The sequence below is a fragment of the Brucella sp. TWI432 genome (genome assembly GCF_039674445.1).
GTDB lineage: Bacteria > Pseudomonadota > Alphaproteobacteria > Rhizobiales > Rhizobiaceae > Brucella > Brucella chromiisoli.
In genome coordinates, this window is sequence record NZ_JBDJNL010000031.1 from 1 (window position 1) to 18,603 (window position 18,603).

The following is an 18,603-nucleotide window of genomic DNA, read 5'->3' on the forward strand; positions in this document are numbered from 1 at the left end:
GGGAACGGGTTTCTGTCTCATCTTTGCGTCCTTTGATAAAGCTATGATGAGCCAAAAACCCTCTCTTCTCAATTAATACAATTTGGTCTCATGGGCGTTGATGTCGGACAGCAGGACTTAAGATCGACCCCAGCTGCTGTATTTTTCGGCTTTACACATTGTCCGGAGGTTTGCCCAACAACGTTGTATGAGCTCGACGGTTTAATGAATGATTTGGGAGCTGATCGGGACAAGTTGAAGGTATACTACATCACAGTCGACCCAAGGCGTGACACAACGGAGATTATGAGAACCTATGTTAGCAATGTTTCCAAGCATATTACGGGCGTAAGCGGCACCGAAGCAAACATTGAAGACGCTATTAAGAGTTACAAAATTTACGCTGCTAAAATACCGCTTCAGGACGGTGATTATACCATGGACCACACGGCCTCCATATTTCTATTAGAAAAGGGAGGCCGCTTTCATGATATAATCAAGTATCAGGAAGACCACGATGTCGCTCTGCAAAAAATGCGAGATTTAATCGCGTTGCCGAATAACTCGTAGATAGGCTTGGACTGAATCTACGAGCGACTTAATGAGATCAACGATCTCATTAAGTCGACTTCCTGGTCTTTTGTAGTTTCTTCGGGATGTCGCAAGTCATCACAAGCTCGCTTAAGCGGGTTCCATTATCAGTTTTCGCTGGGGTAGGGCGGGCAGAATTGCGTTTTTGAGTTCGACTGATGCGGGGTGAGAAAGCATCTGTATATCGCCGTTATTTTGCTCTTCTACAAGACGGCCATCTTCCATCACGAGAATGCGGTCAGCAAATCGTTCAACCAGCCGCAAATCGTGCGTGACGAAGAGGTATGAAACCTTCTGGCTGTCTTGCAATTTCGTCAGCAGTTTTAGCGCAGATGCTTGCAGGTGCGTATCAAGGTTTGAGACAGCCTCGTCGAGAATGATGAGCTTAGGATTTGCCGCAAGCGCTCGAGCGATGCAGACTCGTTGTAACTGGCCACCACTGATCTGCGAGGAAAGTTTATTGAGCAGGTCTCTTGGCAACTCGACCATTTCGAGAAGGTCGACAATGCGCGTGAGCCTCTGCTCTACATTGAGTTCAGTAAGGTGCCTCAACGGCTCTTCAATGATGGACCCGACCGTCATACGTGGATCTACGGCACTGGGTGAATCCTGAAAGACCATTTGTACATCGCGGTGAAACGAGCGCGTTTGCACACGCGTTAGCTTTCGGGTCGATATGTCCTTGTAAAGCACATCACCTGTTTCAGGATGTTCCAATCCGCAAAGTTGCCTTGCAAGTGTGCTTTTGCCACAGCCGCTGCGGCCCAACAGGGCAATCGTCTCACCTTCTTGAATGTTCAACGATACATCATCAAGAATGAGGCGCGCAGGGCTAGATCCCATCAGAGAATGTGTCTGGTATGATTTATTGATATTTTTCGCTTGTAAGAGCATCAGACAGTCAACTCCATGCCGTATAACGATAAATGGGCAGACACCAGCATTCGTGTGACAGGATCTTTGGGTGAGTTAAAGATCTTTTCGACCGGCGCTTGCTCAACCAATATCCCATTTTCGATAACTGCAACCTGATCTGCTATTTTTGCAACGACGCCCATGTCGTGCGTTATCAACAGAACCCCTAAGCCTTTTTCCCGCGCCAGTTTTTCGAGAAGATTCAGAATTTTTATCTGAACTACGAGGTCTAAGTCGGTCGTCGGTTCATCAGCAAAAAGAAATTCTGATTTGCTCAGCAAAGCGATTGCAATCATCATGCGCTGCAACATGCCGCCACTCATTTCGAATGGATAAAGATCAAGTATTCGATCAGGATCATCTAGCTCGACGGCGAGCAAAGCCTCTTTGATCTCGGCCTTTTCATTACGATTATTGCGACCGAGTGCTGAAAGCGTTTCTGCAATATGCTGCCGCATCGTACGTACCGGATTAAAGGCACTACGCGGATTTTGCATGATGCTTGCAACGTGATTGCCGCGCAGTTTTTTGGCGCTTATTTGTTTGCCGTCAAGCCAGATTGCTCCATTAATCGTCCTTACCCCAGGCGGCAAAACGTCAAGGACTGCGGAGCATGTCATTGACTTTCCCGAGCCACTGGCACCAACAAGAGCGAGTATTTTACCTCGTTCGATCGTGAGCGAAAGATCAGCAACAATCAAGTGAATGTGGTTCTCGTGCGCGTAACCGACGGAGAGATTACGAATTTCCAAGGTCTGCGAATTTAATGACACGTCTCTGCCCTCAGATTAGGATCCAGGCGGTCTCTCAGGGCATCGCCTAAGACATTGAACGCCATCACGCTAAAAAACAAAATGAGGCCGGGCCAAAAGATTAGCATTGGTGATGTCCAGACAAACTGCCGTGCATCATTGATCATGACGCCCCACTCAGCCGTTGGCGCAGCAACGCCCAAACCAAGGAAAGACAGGCCGGAGACGTGAAGCATCATGTGACCAATGTCCAACGTTGCCAGCACCATCAACTGCGCTATTGTTGCTGGGAACAGATGTTTCATGAATACCCGCAGCCGACTGGCTCCGCTCAATCGTGCAGCGAGAATAAACTCTCTGTGTCGGAGCGAAAGAACAATGCCGCGAACAATGCGCGCGTACCAGGCCCAGTGTGACAAGGCGATGGCTATTATTACGTTAACGATGCCAGTTCCGAGCATACCAATCATGAAAAGCGCAAGAACGAGCGTGGGAAATGTCAGAAAGACGTCGGTAATGCGCATAATAATCTGATCAGTGCGGCCACCGACAAAACCCGAAAAACCGCCTATGCTGATGCCGAGTGTTAGGATGATGAGAAGAGTGATCGCGACAGCTCCGATTGAGACACGCGCACCTGCAATCAAACGAGAGAATATGTCTCGTCCCAGATGGTCGGTTCCTAGCCAGAATGTGCCATCAGGTGATTGCATTCTTCGGCCAATGTCGACAAAATCAGGGTTGTGAGGCGATATCCAGGGCCCTGCTATGGCTGCGATCAAAAGGAGGCTGACGACTGCAAATGAAAACCAAAGAAGTAAATTGCGGCTTAAGGTTTTTGACACGCTTTGTGCCGTGACTTGATTTTGCATCATTATTGCACACCCTCCGCTGATAGGCGGATCCGGGGATCTGCGATGGCGTAGATGATGTCGACAATCAGATTACACAGAACAAAAATCACGACCATGAGCAGCGTGAAGCATTGAATAACCGGATAATCTCTGTTGAGGATTGCGGATACCGCGTATCGTCCGACACCCGGCCATCCGAAGATGCTTTCAATGATGAGTGCGCCACCAATGAGTTCGCCGATATGCATGCCAATTGCTGTTATGATCGGGAGCCAGGCGTTACGCAGAATATGTGAATGTTCAACACGCCTTTCTGATAATCCGCGTAAACGTGCATATCGCACATGACGCTGTCCGCTAACTTCAAGCATGCTGGCGCGCAAAAGCCGCGCGTTGATTGCCAGAGACATGAATGAGATTGCGATTACCGGCATTATGATATGGGAAATGCCGCCTTTACCCATGGGGGGTAACCAGCCAAGGTGAACGGAGAACACCAGTACCAATAAAAAGCCCAGCCAGAAATTCGGCATTGACACACCGACAAAAGCAATGAACCGCACGAACTGATCCGGCCATTTCTCGCGATAACGCGCAGCCCACATTCCAAGTGGAATAGAAAGACCGATGGTTAAAAGAAGTGCCAAACCGGCGAGTTGCAAAGTGGCTGGGAGGAAATGCAGAATATCGGGCAATACGGGTCGTTGCGTGGCATAAGATATGCCAAAATCTAACCGAAGAGCATTCCACAACCATTCAAAATACTGGACAAATATCGGTTGATCGAGCCCAAGCATTTGCCGGGCATTTTCCAATGCTTGTGGTGTCGGCGGTACTTTGGATAGTCTGAGATAATCCATTGCTGGGTCACTTGGACCCAGCCTCAGCGTTAAGAATATGAAAAGTGATGCACCGAGCAACATCGGTATGAGAAGAAGTACTCGCCTGAGAATAAAAGCTGGCATGGCACTTAATCTGCCTTTGGCTTGAGCTGTTCAAAAGGCACTTCACTCGACATTGCGCCAAATGGGATCGGACCAACTTCTGGCTTTGCAACAGCGATGGCCGTCACGAATGTCAGCGGAAGATAAACGGCCTCATCATGTAAGCGGGTCAGGATGTCTTTATAAAGTCGTTTTCTGGTTTCTTCGTCACCTGTTGTGAACACCTGGCCAATTTTAGCGTCAATTTCCGCCTTGTCCGTTAGTCCTTGCTGTGCCTGATAATCAGCATGTGAAGGAATACGCATGGAGCTTACAAAGGCATGTGGATCAAAGGGCGCACCCCATGTGCGATTGAAGATCAGGCCAAATCGCCCGTCGCGCTGACGGGCGTAGACACTGCTTTCTTCTTCTCCGGTAAGCTTTACATCGATGCCAATCTGTCGAAGATCTGCCTGAACGACTTCGGCAATCGATTTTGCAATAGCATCGGTTCCGATGAAATTAAGTTCAACGGTTAGTGCTTCACCATCTTTTTGGCGAATGGCTCCCTCGCTGTTTGCTTTCCATCCGGCCTCATCCAACAGGCGTTTGGCACCCTCAACATCATATTCGTAGGGCTTAAGACCAATATCTGCGTAGGGTACATTGGTTGAGAAAAGCGTATCTGCTCGCTTTTGCGTGCCGTAGAGCACCTTATCTATCATCTTGTCTTTGTTGACAGCATGGTTGATTGCCTTGCGAACGGCGAGGTCATGTGTTGCGCCGGTCTTTGTGTTAATCGCAAAAACCCAAGTCTCCATAGGGTCGGACAGTTCTGTCGTATAGACACCCATGTTTTTAAACCGCTGAAAAGTATCAGGATAAAGCGGGCCGTCTAGACCGTAGATGAAGTCTACTTCCCCAGTCTCAAAAGCAATGGCGCGGGTATTTGGATCGGGAATGACTTTGACAGTGATCTGTTCATATTCCGGCTTTTTGCCCCAGTATTCTTCATTACGAACGAACTCATCCTTTTCGCCCAGCCTTGTTTCGACAAGTTTCCAGGGGCCTGTGCCAATCGGTGCAACAATGCCATCCTTTGTACCACCTTCTTTAAATTGCGACGGGGCAATAAACCTGAACGGGCGGGGCAGTGCCAATTCCTGAAGGATGGGGTAATATGCGTCTTTAAGTGTTAACTTGAGCTTGAATGGTTCTAACGCTTCTGCTGATGTGATCTGATTAGCCAGTTCAAGCCAGGCGTGCCGTTCCCTATTGGCAAGAACAGCATCGAAATTTGCTTTGGCGGCGGCGGCATCAAAAATCTCACCATTTGAAAATTTTACATTTTCGCGGAGTTTGAAAACATAGGTCTTTCCGCCATCTTCTATGTCCCAGGATTCTGCGAGCCATGGTTGTACTGATCCGTCGCCCATATAACGAACGAGAGGCTCGTAAACCATATTCTGCCCCATCATTTGATTGGGTGTGTAAAGATGCGGATTGAGTGGGCCGACATTGACCGGCCATGCAAAATTAAGTTTGTTTTCTGCAGTAGCTATTCCGCCAACAGAAATTGTCAGAGCGAGTGATATCGCGAGCGAACGAATGAATTTATTCACTTAAACCCCCAAGAAAGTATGACGAATCTCATTAAAGATCATACTTTCTTGGCGGTCAACAACTTATCTAATACGCCGGACGGTGTTGTCACGTTAACTGGGCTACAGTTGCCTGCCTGACGGGTTGGGCGTAAATTTTGGTGATGCAGACATCAGATATCATCTTCAAGCGTCACCGTTTTCCGCCACAGATTATTGCTCATGCGGTGTGGCTTTATCTGCGGTTCAACCTTAGTCTGCGTGAAGTTGAAGAAATGCTGCTTGAGCGTGGAATCGACGTATCATACGAGACAGTTCGTCGTTGGATCGCCAAGTTCGGACCCCAGATCACACGCAACTTGCGGCGGCGTCAGGCGCGCCCCGGCGATACTTGGTATTTGGACGAAGTGGTCGTCAAATGCGCTGGAGAGAAATTCTGGCTCTGGCGTGCGGTGGATCAACATGGCTCCGTTCTCGAAGAAATCTTGCAGAAGCGGCGTGATAAAAGGGCGGCAAAGCGACTGCTCGTGGCGTTAATGAAGCGCTATGGCTTTGCTCCCAAACGGATCATCATTGATAAGCTCCGCTCCTACGGTGCAGCAAAGGCAGAAGTGGCACCCGGCCTTGACCATTGGTCGCACAAGGGCCTCAATAATCGGGCCGAAAATAGCCATCTGCCGTTTAGGAAACGGGAGCGAACCATGCAAGGTCATCGGTCACCTGGAGCGTTGCAACGGTTCGTCTCCATGCGCTCAGCGACCCGCAATTGTTTCTCTGTTCCATCTCGTCGCCGAGCCGCACACACAATTCGTTACCATCGCCTCGAAGCTTTCGATGCATGGAAAATTGCGGCCTGCTTCGCCTGAATATCTACGAGCCCCTGGCCTTTCCGGCCAGAGAAACTTAACGTGACAACACCCTCATCCAGCATTCGGACAGGGGCAGCCAATATGCCAGTTATGAGTATCGCAAAATCCTCAAAGCGCACAGCATGCTTCCATCCATGAGCGGTAAAGGAAATTGATATGACAATGCAATGGTGGACACCATCTTCAAGACCAACAAATCAGAACTGATCTGGCACAGTGTATTCCAGATCAGAAATGACGCAATCAAACTCATTGGAGAATACATTGACGGCTTCTATAATCCTGTGCGCAGACATTCTGCACTCGGGTATAAATCCCCGATCCAGTTCGAGACCATGAACCGGAAATTAGTGACAGAACCTCTCCATTAAATCAGGGCAAGTCCAACATACAGCCAGCCGAAGCCGAAGAACGATATTACGCGATGCTGGACGCACCGGCCGTGGCCGCGTAACTTAAACGAAATGGCCTCCGGCAAACCCGGTGCGGTTCAATATTAATTTTAAATTTCACCAACTACGGCGTAGGAGTTGCAAAACACTAACGATTCATATTGACAGGTTGAGATTTGTTGTGTGTTATAACACTTAACAAAGCAGAGCTTGAACTGGGAACAATATGAACCACCACCACGCTACGCCGCGGTTAGAGGACCGCCTTAAAGATTCTTCACTCCTGCGGAACAAGGCATATATCGGTGGCGAATGGATAGCTGCTGACAATGGAGAGACGGTTGTTGTAACTGATCCGGCAACCAACCTTGCGATAGGTTCTGTGCCTAATATGGGCGCAGCCGAGACCCGACGTGCAATTAAAATTGCGGAGGAGTCTCGTCATGCATGGGCAGCGCTGCCAGCCATGGATCGCGCAATCATATTGCGTCGTTGGTTTGACCTGATAATCGCCAATCTTTCCGATCTTGCCACGATCATGACTGCCGAGCAGGGCAAACCGCTTGCGGAAAGTCAGGCCGAAATCCGTTATGCCGCTTCTTTTGCGGAATGGTTTGCGGAAGAGGCAAAGCGTGCCTACGGAGACCTGATCCCGGCTCCTCGTGCCCGCTCCCGCATCATGGTTCTTAAGCAGCCAATAGGTGTTGTTGCAGCGATCACACCTTGGAATTTCCCTGCCGCAATGATTACCCGGAAGTGCGCACCGGCTTTCGCTGCGGGCTGTTCGGTCGTGGTTAAGCCATCTGAATTTACGCCCTACTCTGCACTCGCACTGGCGGAGCTTGCCGAACGTGCTGGCATTCCGAAAGGGGTATTCAACATTGTCACAGGTGACGCTACTGCAATCGGCGGCGAAATGACGTCAAGCCAGATCGTGCGCAAGATCAGCTTCACAGGATCGACCCGCGTTGGAAAACTTCTTCTCGAACAATCGGCAAATACGGTCAAGAAAGTTGCGATGGAACTTGGCGGTAACGCGCCACTGATCGTGTTTGAAGATGCCGATCTTGATGTTGCGGTTCAAGGCGTTCTCAACGCAAAATTCCGTAATACCGGCCAAACTTGTATTTGCCCGAACCGCATTTACGTTCATGAAAACGTTCACGACACTTTCATTGAGCGCCTCTCTGCAGCAGTCGGTGCATTAAAAGTGGGCGAGGGCTTTGGCGAGGGCGTGCAACAAGGTCCCTTAATCAATGAAGCCGCGCTGACGAAGGTGGAGCGTCATGTAGCAGACGCAGTTAGCAAGGGCGCCAAAGTTGTTACGGGTGGCAGACGTCATGGGCTTGGACAAACTTTCTACGAGCCTACGGTGCTTGTGGATGTTGATGCAACGATGCTCTTTGAAAGTGAAGAAACTTTCGGACCAGTTGCGCCCATACAGCGGTTCTCCGATGAAAAAGCCGTCATCAAAGCCGCCAATGCCACCACATCCGGCCTTGCAGCTTATATTTTTACCCGCGATCTCGACAGGATGTGGCGTGTTGCTGAACAGATCGAGTCGGGCATTGTTGGCGTCAATGAAGGCTTGGTTTCAAATGAGGTCGCACCATTTGGCGGAGTAAAAGAATCTGGCATCGGGCGGGAGGGCTCAAAGTACGGGATCGAAGAATTCCTAGAGCTGAAATACATCTGCATTACTCAATCTGCAGCGTGAATGCCGAGTGGCGCGACTCCGCGAGGTTAATATAAACGCATAAAAACAAAGGGGAATAACGTGAAAATCACGAGCACTTTGAAAACGGGAATTATGGCTTGTGCAGCTGCGCTAATGGGGGCGACTGCACTGAGTGGAGCAGCACAGGCAGGCGCCGCTTTGGATTCAATTAAGTCCAAGGGCACTCTGGTCTGTGGTGTTGGTCAGGCCGTTCCGGGCTTTTCGGCTCCAGCTGCGAATGGCGAGCTGGCTGGCATTGACATTGACTATTGTAAAGCGATGGCGGCTGCTATTCTTGGCGACGCGTCGAAAGTCAACTATCGCCAGACATCTTATGCCGAGCGCTTTGTATTGCTGTCGTCGGGTGAGATTGACGTTCTGGCTCATGATACCACTACGACACTCAACCGCGAAGGCGCTCAGAGCGCACGCTTCACCTCACCAAACTACTTTGACGGCTATACGTTTATGGTACCAAAGTCACTTGGTATCGATAGTCCTGACAAATTGGCAGATGCTACGGTCTGCATCCTGCAGGGCTCAACTTTCGAAGTGAACACCGAGAATTTCTTCAAGTCTCGCGGCCTCAACTATACACCACTTGTTCTAAGTGCCTGGGAGCAGCTGGATGCAGCTTTCTTTGGCGGACGTTGTGATGCGTTCGGCGGCAACTATGGTAACCTCGCCGGATCACGCGCTGGCAATGGTAATGTCGACGATTACATCATCTTCCCCAATTTTATAACGCTGGAACCTTATGCACCTGCTGTCAAAAGTGGCGATGAGCAACTTTTTCTCATAGCCCGATGGGTCATGTTTGCTTTGGTCGAAGCTGAGCGACTTGGCATTACGCAGGCTAACGTTGAAGATCTTGCCAAAAACTCGACTGATCCGGAGATCAAACAGATACTCGGCACCACACCGGATAATGGCAAAGATCTCGGTCTGCCGGAAGACTGGGTTGTTAAACTTGTCTCGGCCGTCGGCAATTATGGCGAAAGCTTCGAGCGCAACCTTGGTAAGGCCTCTCCTCTCAAGCTCGACCGTGGTCTAAACGACCTTTGGACGAAGGGTGGCCTTATGTATGCAGCACCGTTGCGCTAATGCGTAGCGAGCGCCTTCAAAATGCGCTGTTTGTTTTGGCAGCCATTGCAGTTTTTGCGTGGCTGTCACACAATCTTGCGTCAAATCTCGCTGCACGCGGCATCAGTATCGATTATAGCTTCCTGTGGAGCGCTACATCGTTTCCGATTGGCGAGTCATTGATTACCTTTAGTTCAGGAGACAGCTACTTCCAGGCACTGCTTGTCGGTTTGCTCAATACAATTAAGCTGGCTGCTGCTGCTATTGTATTGTCCACTTTGCTCGGACTTCTGATTGGTCTTGCAGGACGTGCTGCTCATCCGCAGCTTCGCACGATAGCAAAGACCTATATTGAGGTCACGCGCAACACACCGCTGCTGCTCATTCTCGTTGTCTGCGCAACTGCTGTCCGCGTGCTCCCTGCACCGCGTCAGGCATGGGCACTTGGGGACTTTGTTTTCATCTCAAGCCGTGGCCTTCATGTACCAACAATTCTGTTCGGAGATAGTGGGCCTGCGCTGGCTACTGTCCTCATTGCAAGTCTGATCAGTGGCTATGTATTCTGGCGCTTCATGGTGAAAGGACGCAACGAAACGGGACACTTTCCCCGACGGGCCACAATTGGCTTTTGCGTTTCTCTTGCTGCCATTCTCGGTGTCATCATTTTTGCACTTGGTTGGGGAGAGATACAGAAACCAGCACTGACTGGGTTTAATTTCCGTGGGGGAGTGGGCCTTACACCCGAATATATAGCAATGCTCATTGGCCTATCGTTTTATACTTCAGGGTTTATTGCTGAAATTGTGCGCGGAAGTCTTGCAGCTTTGCCAAAAGGGCAAACAGAGGCGGCAAGCTCCCTCGGCCTCAATCCATTGCTAACACTCTATCTGGTTCTGGCACCGCAAGCTCTCCGGCTCATGTTGCCCCCATTGGCTAATCAATATCTTAACGCAATTAAGAATACGACACTGGCTGTCCTGATTGGTTATCCTGATCTGGTTTCGGTCGGTAATACTGCGCTCAACCAAACAGGCCGGGCTATTGAGACCGTCTCCATTTATCTTCTGATCTATCTGTCGCTCAGCCTGTTAACCTCTGCGGTTATCCGCTGGTTGGAGAAACGCGCACAATTGGTGAAAGCATGAGTGAACCTTCTGCAACACTTCAACGCCCGTCCGATGGCTTCGTATCGGGTTGGCTTCGACCTTATTTTCATCCTTGGCCCCACGCCCTGCTGACACTAGTCATCACTGGCGGACTTCTCTACCTGTTCTGGCACTTCTATCAATGGGCCTTCGTGAACGCCGTATTTGGTCCGGCGTCACCCGATATTTGCAGGGCTGCGACTGGAGCCTGTTGGGCGTTTCTCTATGAGCGCTATCACATTATTCTTTTCGGCAGTTACCCAATTGATCAGTATTGGCGTCCTACGCTCGCTGTCGTATTGGTACTTTCCATCCTCATTCTTAGTGGCTTTCGTCGTTTCTGGAAACCACTACTTGCGCTTGCATGGATCGCAGTCATGGTGATCAGCCTTATACTCATGAGGGGTGGCATTTTGGGTTTGCCAGCAGTCTCAACGAGCCGTTGGGGTGGCCTGCCGCTTACTGTTGGCCTGTCTGCTTTCGGTATTGTGTTGGCACTTCCAATATCCGTTCTGATTGTCCTTGGCCGCCAGTCGAAAGCCGCTATCGTCCGGCGTTTCTGCTCGCTCTATGTTGAGATCGTGCGCGGTCTGCCACTCATTGCTGTCCTGTTCATTGCATCAACGATGCTGCCTTTCCTGCTGCCCGGCGGCAATATGGTGGACAATATCTTGCGTGCACAGGTCGCACTTATTCTGTTCCAGGCCGCATATCTTGCCGAAGCAATTCGCGGTGGGCTTGAAGCCGTGCCTCGTGGTCAGTCAGAAGCAGGAAAGAGCTTGGGGCTTTCCGGTGGCCTTATTTCACGTTTAATCGTGCTACCGCAAGCATTTCGGATTGCTCTGCCTGCGATCATCAACACCTTCATCGAGTCTATCAAAGACACAACGCTGATTAGCATTATTGGTCTGATAGACGTACTTGGCGGTGCACGCGGGGCAATTGCTGACGGTGCGTGGCTGGGCTTTTATCGCGAAGCGTATCTTGTAGTCGGTGGTGCATTTTTCGTATTTTGCTTCATTCTATCACTTCACTCCCGGCGTCTTGAGCGTGAATTTGCTCTTGAGAGGCGCTAGAGATGGACAGCAAGCTAAACCTGCTGTCAGATGACGGCTCCATGCCGACATACAAGACGCTCATTCAGGATACATTGAACGAACAGATCTATCAGCAGATCAAGGAAAAACTCATCATCGGAGAGTTTCGCCCCGGTGACAGACTTGTCCTTCGAAATCTGGCTTCTGCTCTTGGAACAAGCGTGGTTCCGGTCCGCGATGCGCTCCAAAAGCTCGAAAGCCTTGGCGCAGTGCGTCTTGGGCGCACGTTTATAGTGCCGCGTCTGACCATGCTTGAACTCACGGAAATTCGCGACATTCGGGTGGCATTGGAAGGACTTTCGGCAGCGCGTGCCGCGCGAGCTTCAACGCCCGAAAGCCTTGCTGGTTTACGTGTGCATTTCGAAGCCATGATTGTAGCGGCACGTAACAACGATACCAGTCATTTCCTGCGTGCGAATGCCAGCTTTCATCTGCATATTGCAGACATGAGCAACTCTCCCATTCTGCGTGACATGATTGAACCGCTTTGGTTGAGAATGGGCCCATCTGTCCGTCTAGCTAAGGCTGAGCCGGGTAAACTGATTGACGCAATTCCCGATCACGAAATAGCTTTTGACGCCATAGCGTCTCACAATGCTTCAGCCGCTAGAAAAGCTGTTGTTTCTGATATCATCAACTGCTTCGGCATTCTGGCTGATTCATTTCAGGAAGCAGAAGAATGATGCAGCGCCTTACGTCGATTGATGCAGAGACCCTCACAAGGAAGCATTTTGGTATTCATGGTCAAGCCACAGAGCTTGGCGGTGAACGCACGCAAAATTTCCGCATCCGTGTAGCCAATGGTCCGACGTTCACGCTCAAGGTTTCTGATCCGCAGGAAAGCATCGACAGTGTATTGTTGGAAAATGCAGCTCTTCTTCATATTGAGCAAGCGGCACCAGAAATTCCAGCACCACGTGTCACATCCACGATCAATGGCGAGATGATTGTTCCCATCGCGCTAGATGATGGCAGATATTTGCAGCTATTGACCTATCTTGAAGGAACACCGCTTTCTTCTGTAGGTTTATCATCAAGAGCATTACGCCAGACAATTGGGCGGTCAGTGGCCAATCTTGATAATGCGCTGTCCGCCTTTGATCATGACTATGCAAGCGAGCGCAATCTTATATGGGATGTGAAAAATATAAGCCGTCTGCGGGCGCATTTAAATTTGATCGACACAGATCGCTGTCCGCTCGCTCAGGCCATGCTTGATCGTTTTGAAACGGTAGCGTTGCCACAAATTGTTCAATTGCCCACACAGGCTGTTCATAGCGATATGAATGGACAAAATATCCTTACTGATGGCGATAAATTGGCTGGCTTCCTTGATTTCGGAGATTTGGTCTACGCTCCTCGTCTTGTCGATCTTGCTGGTGCAGCGTTGCTACAAATTCGCGGTGAAAAGTATGATTTTGAGAACGCTGCCGATGTCGTCAGCGCTTATCACAGTGTTGCACCTTTATCGGATTTGGAGTGCACGCTCTTGCCGGAGTTTATGATCGCACGGTGCGTCATAAACGTCATTGTTACAGAGTTTTTGGCCGATACTGATCCGGCCAACCGTCCTTACATCATGAAAAACAATCCAGCCTCCTGGATGCGATTAAAGCGGCTGTCAGCACTATCGCAAAACCCATTCAACACTATTCTCCAGAAATAAAGGCGCATGCCATGAGCGTACCTTTGATGATCAATGCGTTTGATGCAAAGAACGCCGGAAGCCTTGACGAGCGCACACGCAGCCTTGTTGAACGCCGTCAGCGTGTTCTTGGCCAACCATACCGCATGTTTTACGAGGAACCAGTTCATTTTGAACGCGCATCTGGCGTTCGGCTCTATGATGAGGCGGGAAATGCCTATCTTGATGCCTATAACAATGTGCCTTGCGTAGGGCATTGTCATCCTCGTGTTGTATCAGCGATTGCTGAACAGGCTGCGCGCCTCAATGTTCACACGCGTTATCTCGATGAGGGTATTATCAGCTATGCTGAGAAATTGCTCAGCCACTTCCCAGCCCAAACCAATCGGTTGATGCTAACCTGTACAGGAAGCGAAGCCAACGATCTGGCGCTGCGCATTGCCCGTAACCATACGGGCGGAACAGGTTTTATCGTCACTGCTAATGCCTATCACGGTATCAGCCACGCGATAGCGTCCATGTCGCCTTCGCTCGGCCAGAATGTTCCATTGGCGCTTGACGTTCGCACTATTGCTACGCCTGATGCACGCGTTTCGGGTTCTCCTGAACAGATCGCAGTTTTTTTTGAAAATGAAGTTCGAACCGCTATTATTGATATGCAGCGTCATGGCATTCGTCCCGCCGGACTTCTCGTCGATACTATTTTTTCGAGCGATGGTGTTTTTGCCGAACCGTCCGGTTTTCTTAAAGGTGCTGTTGATGCCATCCGCGAAGCGGGTGGCCTTTTCATTGCTGATGAAGTGCAGGCGGGCTTCGGTCGTCTGGGGTCACACATGTGGGGCTTTCAACGCCACGGCATCGTTCCTGATCTCGTCACCATGGGTAAACCGATGGGCAACGGCTACCCAATCGCGGGCGTCGTCGCACGTGAGGAAGTTCTGGAACGTTTTGCTCGCGAAGCCCGATATTTCAACACATTCGGCGGCAACCCCGTTGCCTGTGCCGCTGCCTCTGCAGTCCTGGACATACTTCACGATGAAGACCTTCTGGTAAATGCCTTAAAAGTCGGCACACATATGAAAACCGGCTTCGAGGACCTATCGAAGCGCCACGCAGCGATAGGTGACGTGCGCGGCGTGGGCTTATTTCTAGGCGTTGATATTTTGGACAAGAATGGCAGGCCGTCACCAGAAGATGCTGGTAAACTTGTCAATGAGTTTCGCCGCCGCCGCGTGCTGATCAGTGCATCTGGACCGCTTGGCCATGTTCTGAAAATCAGACCACCACTGCCTTTTTCTGTCTCTGATGCTGATGAGCTTTTACAGGTATGTGACGGGGTGTTGAGCAGCTTTTGAACTCAAATAGTCAGACAGTGAATATTGATCAACTGTGCAGCCCAATGGGCAAAGCCGTAACAATGCAGAAGGATGCTTGAATGGTAGGCGAAAATGTCAAACGTTTCGACGATCTTCAAAAACATAGTCCGCAAATGACGATCTCGAAGACTGTAGGGGCTATCGAGATTAAGAACATGCATAAATGGTATGGTGAATTCCATGTTCTGCGTGACATCAATCTGAAGGTCATGCGTGGCGAACGCATCGTTGTTGCTGGTCCATCGGGTTCCGGCAAATCCACCATGATCCGCTGTATCAACCGTCTGGAAGAACACCAGAAGGGCCAGATCATTGTGGACGGTATCGAATTGACCAACGATCTCAAGAAGATTGATGAAGTGCGCCGCGAAGTCGGCATGGTGTTCCAGCACTTCAACCTGTTTCCGCATCTGACCATTCTGGAAAACTGCACGCTGGCGCCAATCTGGGTGCGCAAGATGCCCAAGAAGCAGGCGGAAGAAATCGCCATGCATTATTTGAAGCGCGTGAAGATTCCAGAACAGGCCAATAAATATCCGGGGCAGCTTTCCGGCGGTCAGCAGCAGCGTGTGGCAATTGCCCGTGCACTTTGCATGAACCCGAAAGTGATGCTGTTTGATGAGCCAACTTCAGCGCTTGATCCGGAAATGGTGAAGGAAGTGCTTGATACGATGGTGAGCCTTGCGGATGAAGGCATGACGATGATCTGCGTGACGCATGAAATGGGCTTTGCCCGTCAGGTTGCAAACCGCGTGGTCTTCATGGATCAGGGCCAGGTCGTCGAAGAAAATGCGCCAGCCGAATTCTTCGACAACCCACATCATGAGCGCACAAAGCTATTTCTCAGTCAGATTCTACATTAGGCGGCTAATAACGCTAAGCTATACTAAGAAGGGCGCCGTAATTCATACAGCGCCCTTTGTGTTGTTAATTAGTTCAGATTTTCAGAGTTGCGCCACTGTGCAGTATCATCAAGTGTTCTGCGGAGACGTTTCACCGTCTCGTACACCTGATCTTCGTTGATGATGAGTGGTGGGCAAAGCGCAACCACATCACCGATAGCGCGAACAATGAGCCCATTCTCATGTCCAGCTACAAACGCGCGGGAACCAACTTTGCCCGGCATAGCAAATGGACGACGGCTTTCTTTATCCGCAACAAGCTCGATACCAGCGATGAGGCCCGCGCCGCGAACTTCCCCGACAAGTGGATGATCGGCAAGGTCTGCCAGTTGTGACTGTAAAATGGCGCCCATACGGGCTGCATTTCCAATCAGATCACGTTCTTCAATGATTTTGAGATTTTCAAGACCCACAGCTGTTGCAACCGGATGACCGGAGGCAGTGAAGCCATGGCCGAAAGTGCCGATCTTAGCTGTATTGTCGGCAATCGCATCATAGACAGCCTCTGTAAATACAACCGCTGCGAGAGGCATATATGACGAGGTCAGCTGTTTGGACATGATCAGAATGTCCGGAGTGAAGCCGTAATGCTCACAGCCAAAGGTCGTGCCAAGACGACCAAAGCCGCAGATTACTTCATCAGCAATCAGCAGAATATCATATTTGCGGCAGAGCGCTTCAATGCCTTTCCAGTAACCTTCTGGTGGAGGCATCACGCCGCCCGCAGCCATTAGTGGCTCACCGATGAAACCCGCAATAGTTTCAGGGCCTTCCTCAACGATCATTGCTTCAGCTTCAGCAATCAGTCTTGCTGCGAACTCAGCCTCGCTCTCGCCCGGCAAGCCATATCGATAAAAATGCGGGCAGGTTAGATGACGAACCGGAATCGCTGGGAGGTCGAAGTCGCGATGATTGTTTGGTAAGCCTGTCAGACTGCCAGAGGCAATCGTGATACCATGATAGCCACGCGTTCGGGCGAGAAATTTCTTCTTTAGTGGTCGGCCCAGCGCATTGTTCATGTACCAAACCATCTTGACCATAGTGTCGTTGGCTTCGGAACCAGAACTCGTAAAAAACACCCGTGTTAGCTGCGCAGGCGTCATCTCAACGATCTTCTCCGCAAGACGGATCGATGGCTCATGGGACTTGTGGCTGAATGTATGGTAGTAGGGTAATTTGGCCATTTGCTCGGCGGCGACTTTGACAAGACGCTGTTCGTCAAAGCCAACCGCTACCGACCACAATCCCGCCAACCCTTCTATATATTCCTTGCCAGCATCATCATAAATATAGATGCCTTTGCCGCGATCAATGATCATTGGGCCTTGCAGTTCATGCGCACGCGCATCTGTATAGGGATGCAAAGTCGTTGTGATATCCGCATGGGCGAGCGAATTGGAAAGCCTATCATTCATTTGTATCTTCCTCCATTTGACGTTTGCGCATTCGTCCGTCTAGGCACGAGAGCTGCAAGGGACCGCTTTATTGAGGTCCGCTCCGTCCATTGATCTGACATGATCTTTTCAAGGCAAACTTGGCGGTATCAGATTATGGTCACACCACACATTTGTCTAGTGTTATAACAGTTTTATGACAATGTTTTTAATGCTAAAGATTATGTTCGATGTTATGACGAACGCACATTGAGAGGAGACCTTATGCAAAACCGTGAAGCCGACCCAGCAGGATCGAATGCGCCTGAACTGTCACCAGTTTCCCGTGACATGCTTCATGAGCAAATTTACGAGATGCTTAAGCGTAATCTTATGATGGGGCGATTTACACCAGGCCAGAAGCTGACTCTCCGAGGTCTCGCGAAAAGCCTGGGAACCAGTTTGATGCCCGTACGCGATGCATTGCAGAGGCTGGAGAGTGTTGGCAGTGTGGTTTCAACAGCCAATAGAACGATGATGGTGCCGATATTCACCACTAAGGAACTGTATGATATTCGCGTGCTAAGAACTATCTTAGAAACTGCTGCGTTGGAACGCGCGGTCGAAAATCATACGCAAGAGCAGCTCGATAAGCTGAAAAACTACGTTGCAGATATTTGCCGCTCCGCTGAAATTAACGATCTGGACCTCTTCCTTGAGGCGAATTATCATTTTCATATGTTGATTGCAGAAATGAGCAACCTTGCTTTCATCAGCCAGCTCTTGGAACCGCTGTGGTTGCATATTGGCCCTTCCGTGCGGCAATCTGTTCCGAACGACAAACTTTTCCGAAGCTCTGCTCAGCACCACATCGACGTTTACGACGCAATCGTTGCGAAGGATACAAAGACAGCAATCGCCGCCCTTCAGCTTGATATTTCGGAAGGGTATAGTTTTTAAGGTTCTGTTGCAAACTTTTCGTCAATAGATAAGCTGATAGTATCCTGGCTTTTAATCAGCCGAGTATTTTAGATGTTTAAAGGCCGCCATTTTGATAAATCCGTCATTCTGTTGTGTGTTCGTTGGTATCTGGCTTACAATTTGAGCCTTCGCAACCTGAAGGAACTGATAGCGGAACGTGGCATCGATCTCGACCACTCAACCGTCCATCGTTGGGTCATCTGCTTTAGCCCAAAATGCTTGAACGGCTTAATCGGAAGAAGCGTCAGGTCACACGCAAATGGAACCTTGATGAAACGTATATCAAGGTCAAAGGTATGGAAAAGCTACTCCAACTGCATCATGCCGGCGGTGAGGGTATCTGATTAAGCTGCTTCCTGCAAAAGTGTAGCAAAAGCCTCGGCGGGTGTCTTAAATCCAAGACACTTG

17 protein-coding genes and 2 pseudogenes are annotated in these 18,603 nt (G+C 50.0%); 13 read left to right on the forward strand and 6 right to left on the reverse strand.

The features are described from left to right. The first annotated feature begins 90 nt into the window (after nucleotides 1–90). Nucleotides 91–549, forward strand: coding sequence for an SCO family protein (locus ABE527_RS20480; RefSeq protein WP_499698169.1), 459 nt, complete (start codon nucleotides 91–93; stop codon nucleotides 547–549). Between the two features lie 111 nt (nucleotides 550–660). Here ABE527_RS20480 and nikE read toward each other — a convergent pair whose 3' ends face one another. The 5 genes from nikE to nikA are packed head-to-tail and all read right to left on the reverse strand — an operon-like array spanning nucleotide 661 to nucleotide 5,624. Further along, the gene (gene nikE / locus ABE527_RS20485; protein WP_499695536.1) at nucleotides 661–1,467 is read right to left on the reverse strand and encodes a nickel import ATP-binding protein NikE; all 807 of its coding nucleotides are present in this window, start codon (nucleotides 1,465–1,467) and stop codon (nucleotides 661–663) included. Then, the gene (gene nikD, locus ABE527_RS20490; protein WP_499698170.1) at nucleotides 1,464–2,258 is read right to left on the reverse strand and encodes a nickel import ATP-binding protein NikD; all 795 of its coding nucleotides are present in this window, start codon (nucleotides 2,256–2,258) and stop codon (nucleotides 1,464–1,466) included. Before nikD ends, nikE begins: the two co-directional genes overlap by 4 nt. Then, complete coding sequence (nikC, locus tag ABE527_RS20495; RefSeq protein ID WP_499698171.1) at nucleotides 2,249–3,112, reverse strand: nickel ABC transporter permease subunit NikC; 864 nt, start codon at nucleotides 3,110–3,112, stop codon at nucleotides 2,249–2,251. Before nikC ends, nikD begins: the two co-directional genes overlap by 10 nt. Then, nucleotides 3,112–4,056 carry a nickel ABC transporter permease subunit NikB gene (nikB, locus tag ABE527_RS20500; RefSeq protein ID WP_499695523.1) on the reverse strand — a complete coding sequence of 315 codons (945 nt, stop codon included), beginning with the start codon at nucleotides 4,054–4,056 and terminating at the stop codon, nucleotides 3,112–3,114. The genes nikC and nikB overlap by 1 nt, the downstream gene beginning before the upstream one ends. A gap of 5 nt (nucleotides 4,057–4,061) precedes the next feature. Next, nucleotides 4,062–5,624, reverse strand: a complete 1,563-nt coding sequence (nikA, locus tag ABE527_RS20505) for a nickel ABC transporter substrate-binding protein (protein WP_499695537.1) — start codon at nucleotides 5,622–5,624, stop codon at nucleotides 4,062–4,064. A gap of 155 nt (nucleotides 5,625–5,779) precedes the next feature. Here nikA and ABE527_RS20510 point away from each other — a divergent pair, with 155 nt between their 5' ends. The 10 genes and pseudogenes from ABE527_RS20510 (at nucleotide 5,780) to ABE527_RS20555 (ending at nucleotide 15,802) form a co-directional block, all read left to right on the forward strand. Next, a complete protein-coding gene (locus tag ABE527_RS20510) occupies nucleotides 5,780–6,481 on the forward strand; it encodes an IS6 family transposase (protein ID WP_499698172.1) in 702 nt (233 codons plus the stop codon). 53 nt (nucleotides 6,482–6,534) lie between these two features. Further along, nucleotides 6,535–6,855, forward strand: a pseudogene (locus tag ABE527_RS20515) (integrase core domain-containing protein); the annotation flags it as partial. A gap of 247 nt (nucleotides 6,856–7,102) precedes the next feature. Next, nucleotides 7,103–8,593, forward strand: coding sequence for an NAD-dependent succinate-semialdehyde dehydrogenase (locus ABE527_RS20520; RefSeq protein WP_499695525.1), 1,491 nt, complete (start codon nucleotides 7,103–7,105; stop codon nucleotides 8,591–8,593). Nucleotides 8,594–8,653: 60 nt separating this feature from the next. Further along, the gene (locus tag ABE527_RS20525) at nucleotides 8,654–9,697 is read left to right on the forward strand and encodes an amino acid ABC transporter substrate-binding protein (RefSeq protein WP_499698173.1); all 1,044 of its coding nucleotides are present in this window, start codon (nucleotides 8,654–8,656) and stop codon (nucleotides 9,695–9,697) included. After that, nucleotides 9,697–10,821 carry an ABC transporter permease subunit gene (locus tag ABE527_RS20530; protein WP_499695527.1) on the forward strand — a complete coding sequence of 375 codons (1,125 nt, stop codon included), beginning with the start codon at nucleotides 9,697–9,699 and terminating at the stop codon, nucleotides 10,819–10,821. Before ABE527_RS20525 ends, ABE527_RS20530 begins: the two co-directional genes overlap by 1 nt. Continuing rightward, complete coding sequence (locus ABE527_RS20535; RefSeq protein ID WP_499695528.1) at nucleotides 10,818–11,897, forward strand: amino acid ABC transporter permease; 1,080 nt, start codon at nucleotides 10,818–10,820, stop codon at nucleotides 11,895–11,897. Before ABE527_RS20530 ends, ABE527_RS20535 begins: the two co-directional genes overlap by 4 nt. A gap of 2 nt (nucleotides 11,898–11,899) precedes the next feature. Beyond that, on the forward strand, nucleotides 11,900–12,601 hold the full coding sequence (locus ABE527_RS20540; protein WP_499695529.1) for a GntR family transcriptional regulator: 702 nt from the start codon (nucleotides 11,900–11,902) through the stop codon (nucleotides 12,599–12,601). Further along, on the forward strand, nucleotides 12,598–13,584 hold the full coding sequence (locus ABE527_RS20545; RefSeq protein WP_499695530.1) for a phosphotransferase: 987 nt from the start codon (nucleotides 12,598–12,600) through the stop codon (nucleotides 13,582–13,584). The genes ABE527_RS20540 and ABE527_RS20545 overlap by 4 nt, the downstream gene beginning before the upstream one ends. 11 nt (nucleotides 13,585–13,595) lie before the next feature. Then, entirely contained in the window at nucleotides 13,596–14,918 is a 1,323-nt protein-coding gene (locus tag ABE527_RS20550) for an aspartate aminotransferase family protein (protein WP_499695531.1), read from the forward strand. 80 nt (nucleotides 14,919–14,998) lie between these two features. Beyond that, nucleotides 14,999–15,802 (forward strand): amino acid ABC transporter ATP-binding protein, encoded by an 804-nt coding sequence (locus tag ABE527_RS20555; protein ID WP_499695532.1) that lies wholly within the window; start codon nucleotides 14,999–15,001, stop codon nucleotides 15,800–15,802. 68 nt (nucleotides 15,803–15,870) lie between these two features. Here ABE527_RS20555 and ABE527_RS20560 read toward each other — a convergent pair whose 3' ends face one another. Beyond that, nucleotides 15,871–17,256 (reverse strand): aspartate aminotransferase family protein, encoded by a 1,386-nt coding sequence (locus ABE527_RS20560; RefSeq protein ID WP_499695533.1) that lies wholly within the window; start codon nucleotides 17,254–17,256, stop codon nucleotides 15,871–15,873. A gap of 243 nt (nucleotides 17,257–17,499) precedes the next feature. Here ABE527_RS20560 and ABE527_RS20565 point away from each other — a divergent pair, with 243 nt between their 5' ends. Both ABE527_RS20565 and ABE527_RS20570 read left to right on the forward strand, forming a co-directional pair. Then, on the forward strand, nucleotides 17,500–18,174 hold the full coding sequence (locus ABE527_RS20565) for a GntR family transcriptional regulator (RefSeq protein ID WP_499695534.1): 675 nt from the start codon (nucleotides 17,500–17,502) through the stop codon (nucleotides 18,172–18,174). A 72-nt stretch (nucleotides 18,175–18,246) separates the two neighbouring features. Then, nucleotides 18,247–18,491, forward strand: a pseudogene (locus ABE527_RS20570) (IS6 family transposase); the annotation flags it as partial. Nucleotides 18,492–18,603: the final 112 nt, after the last annotated feature.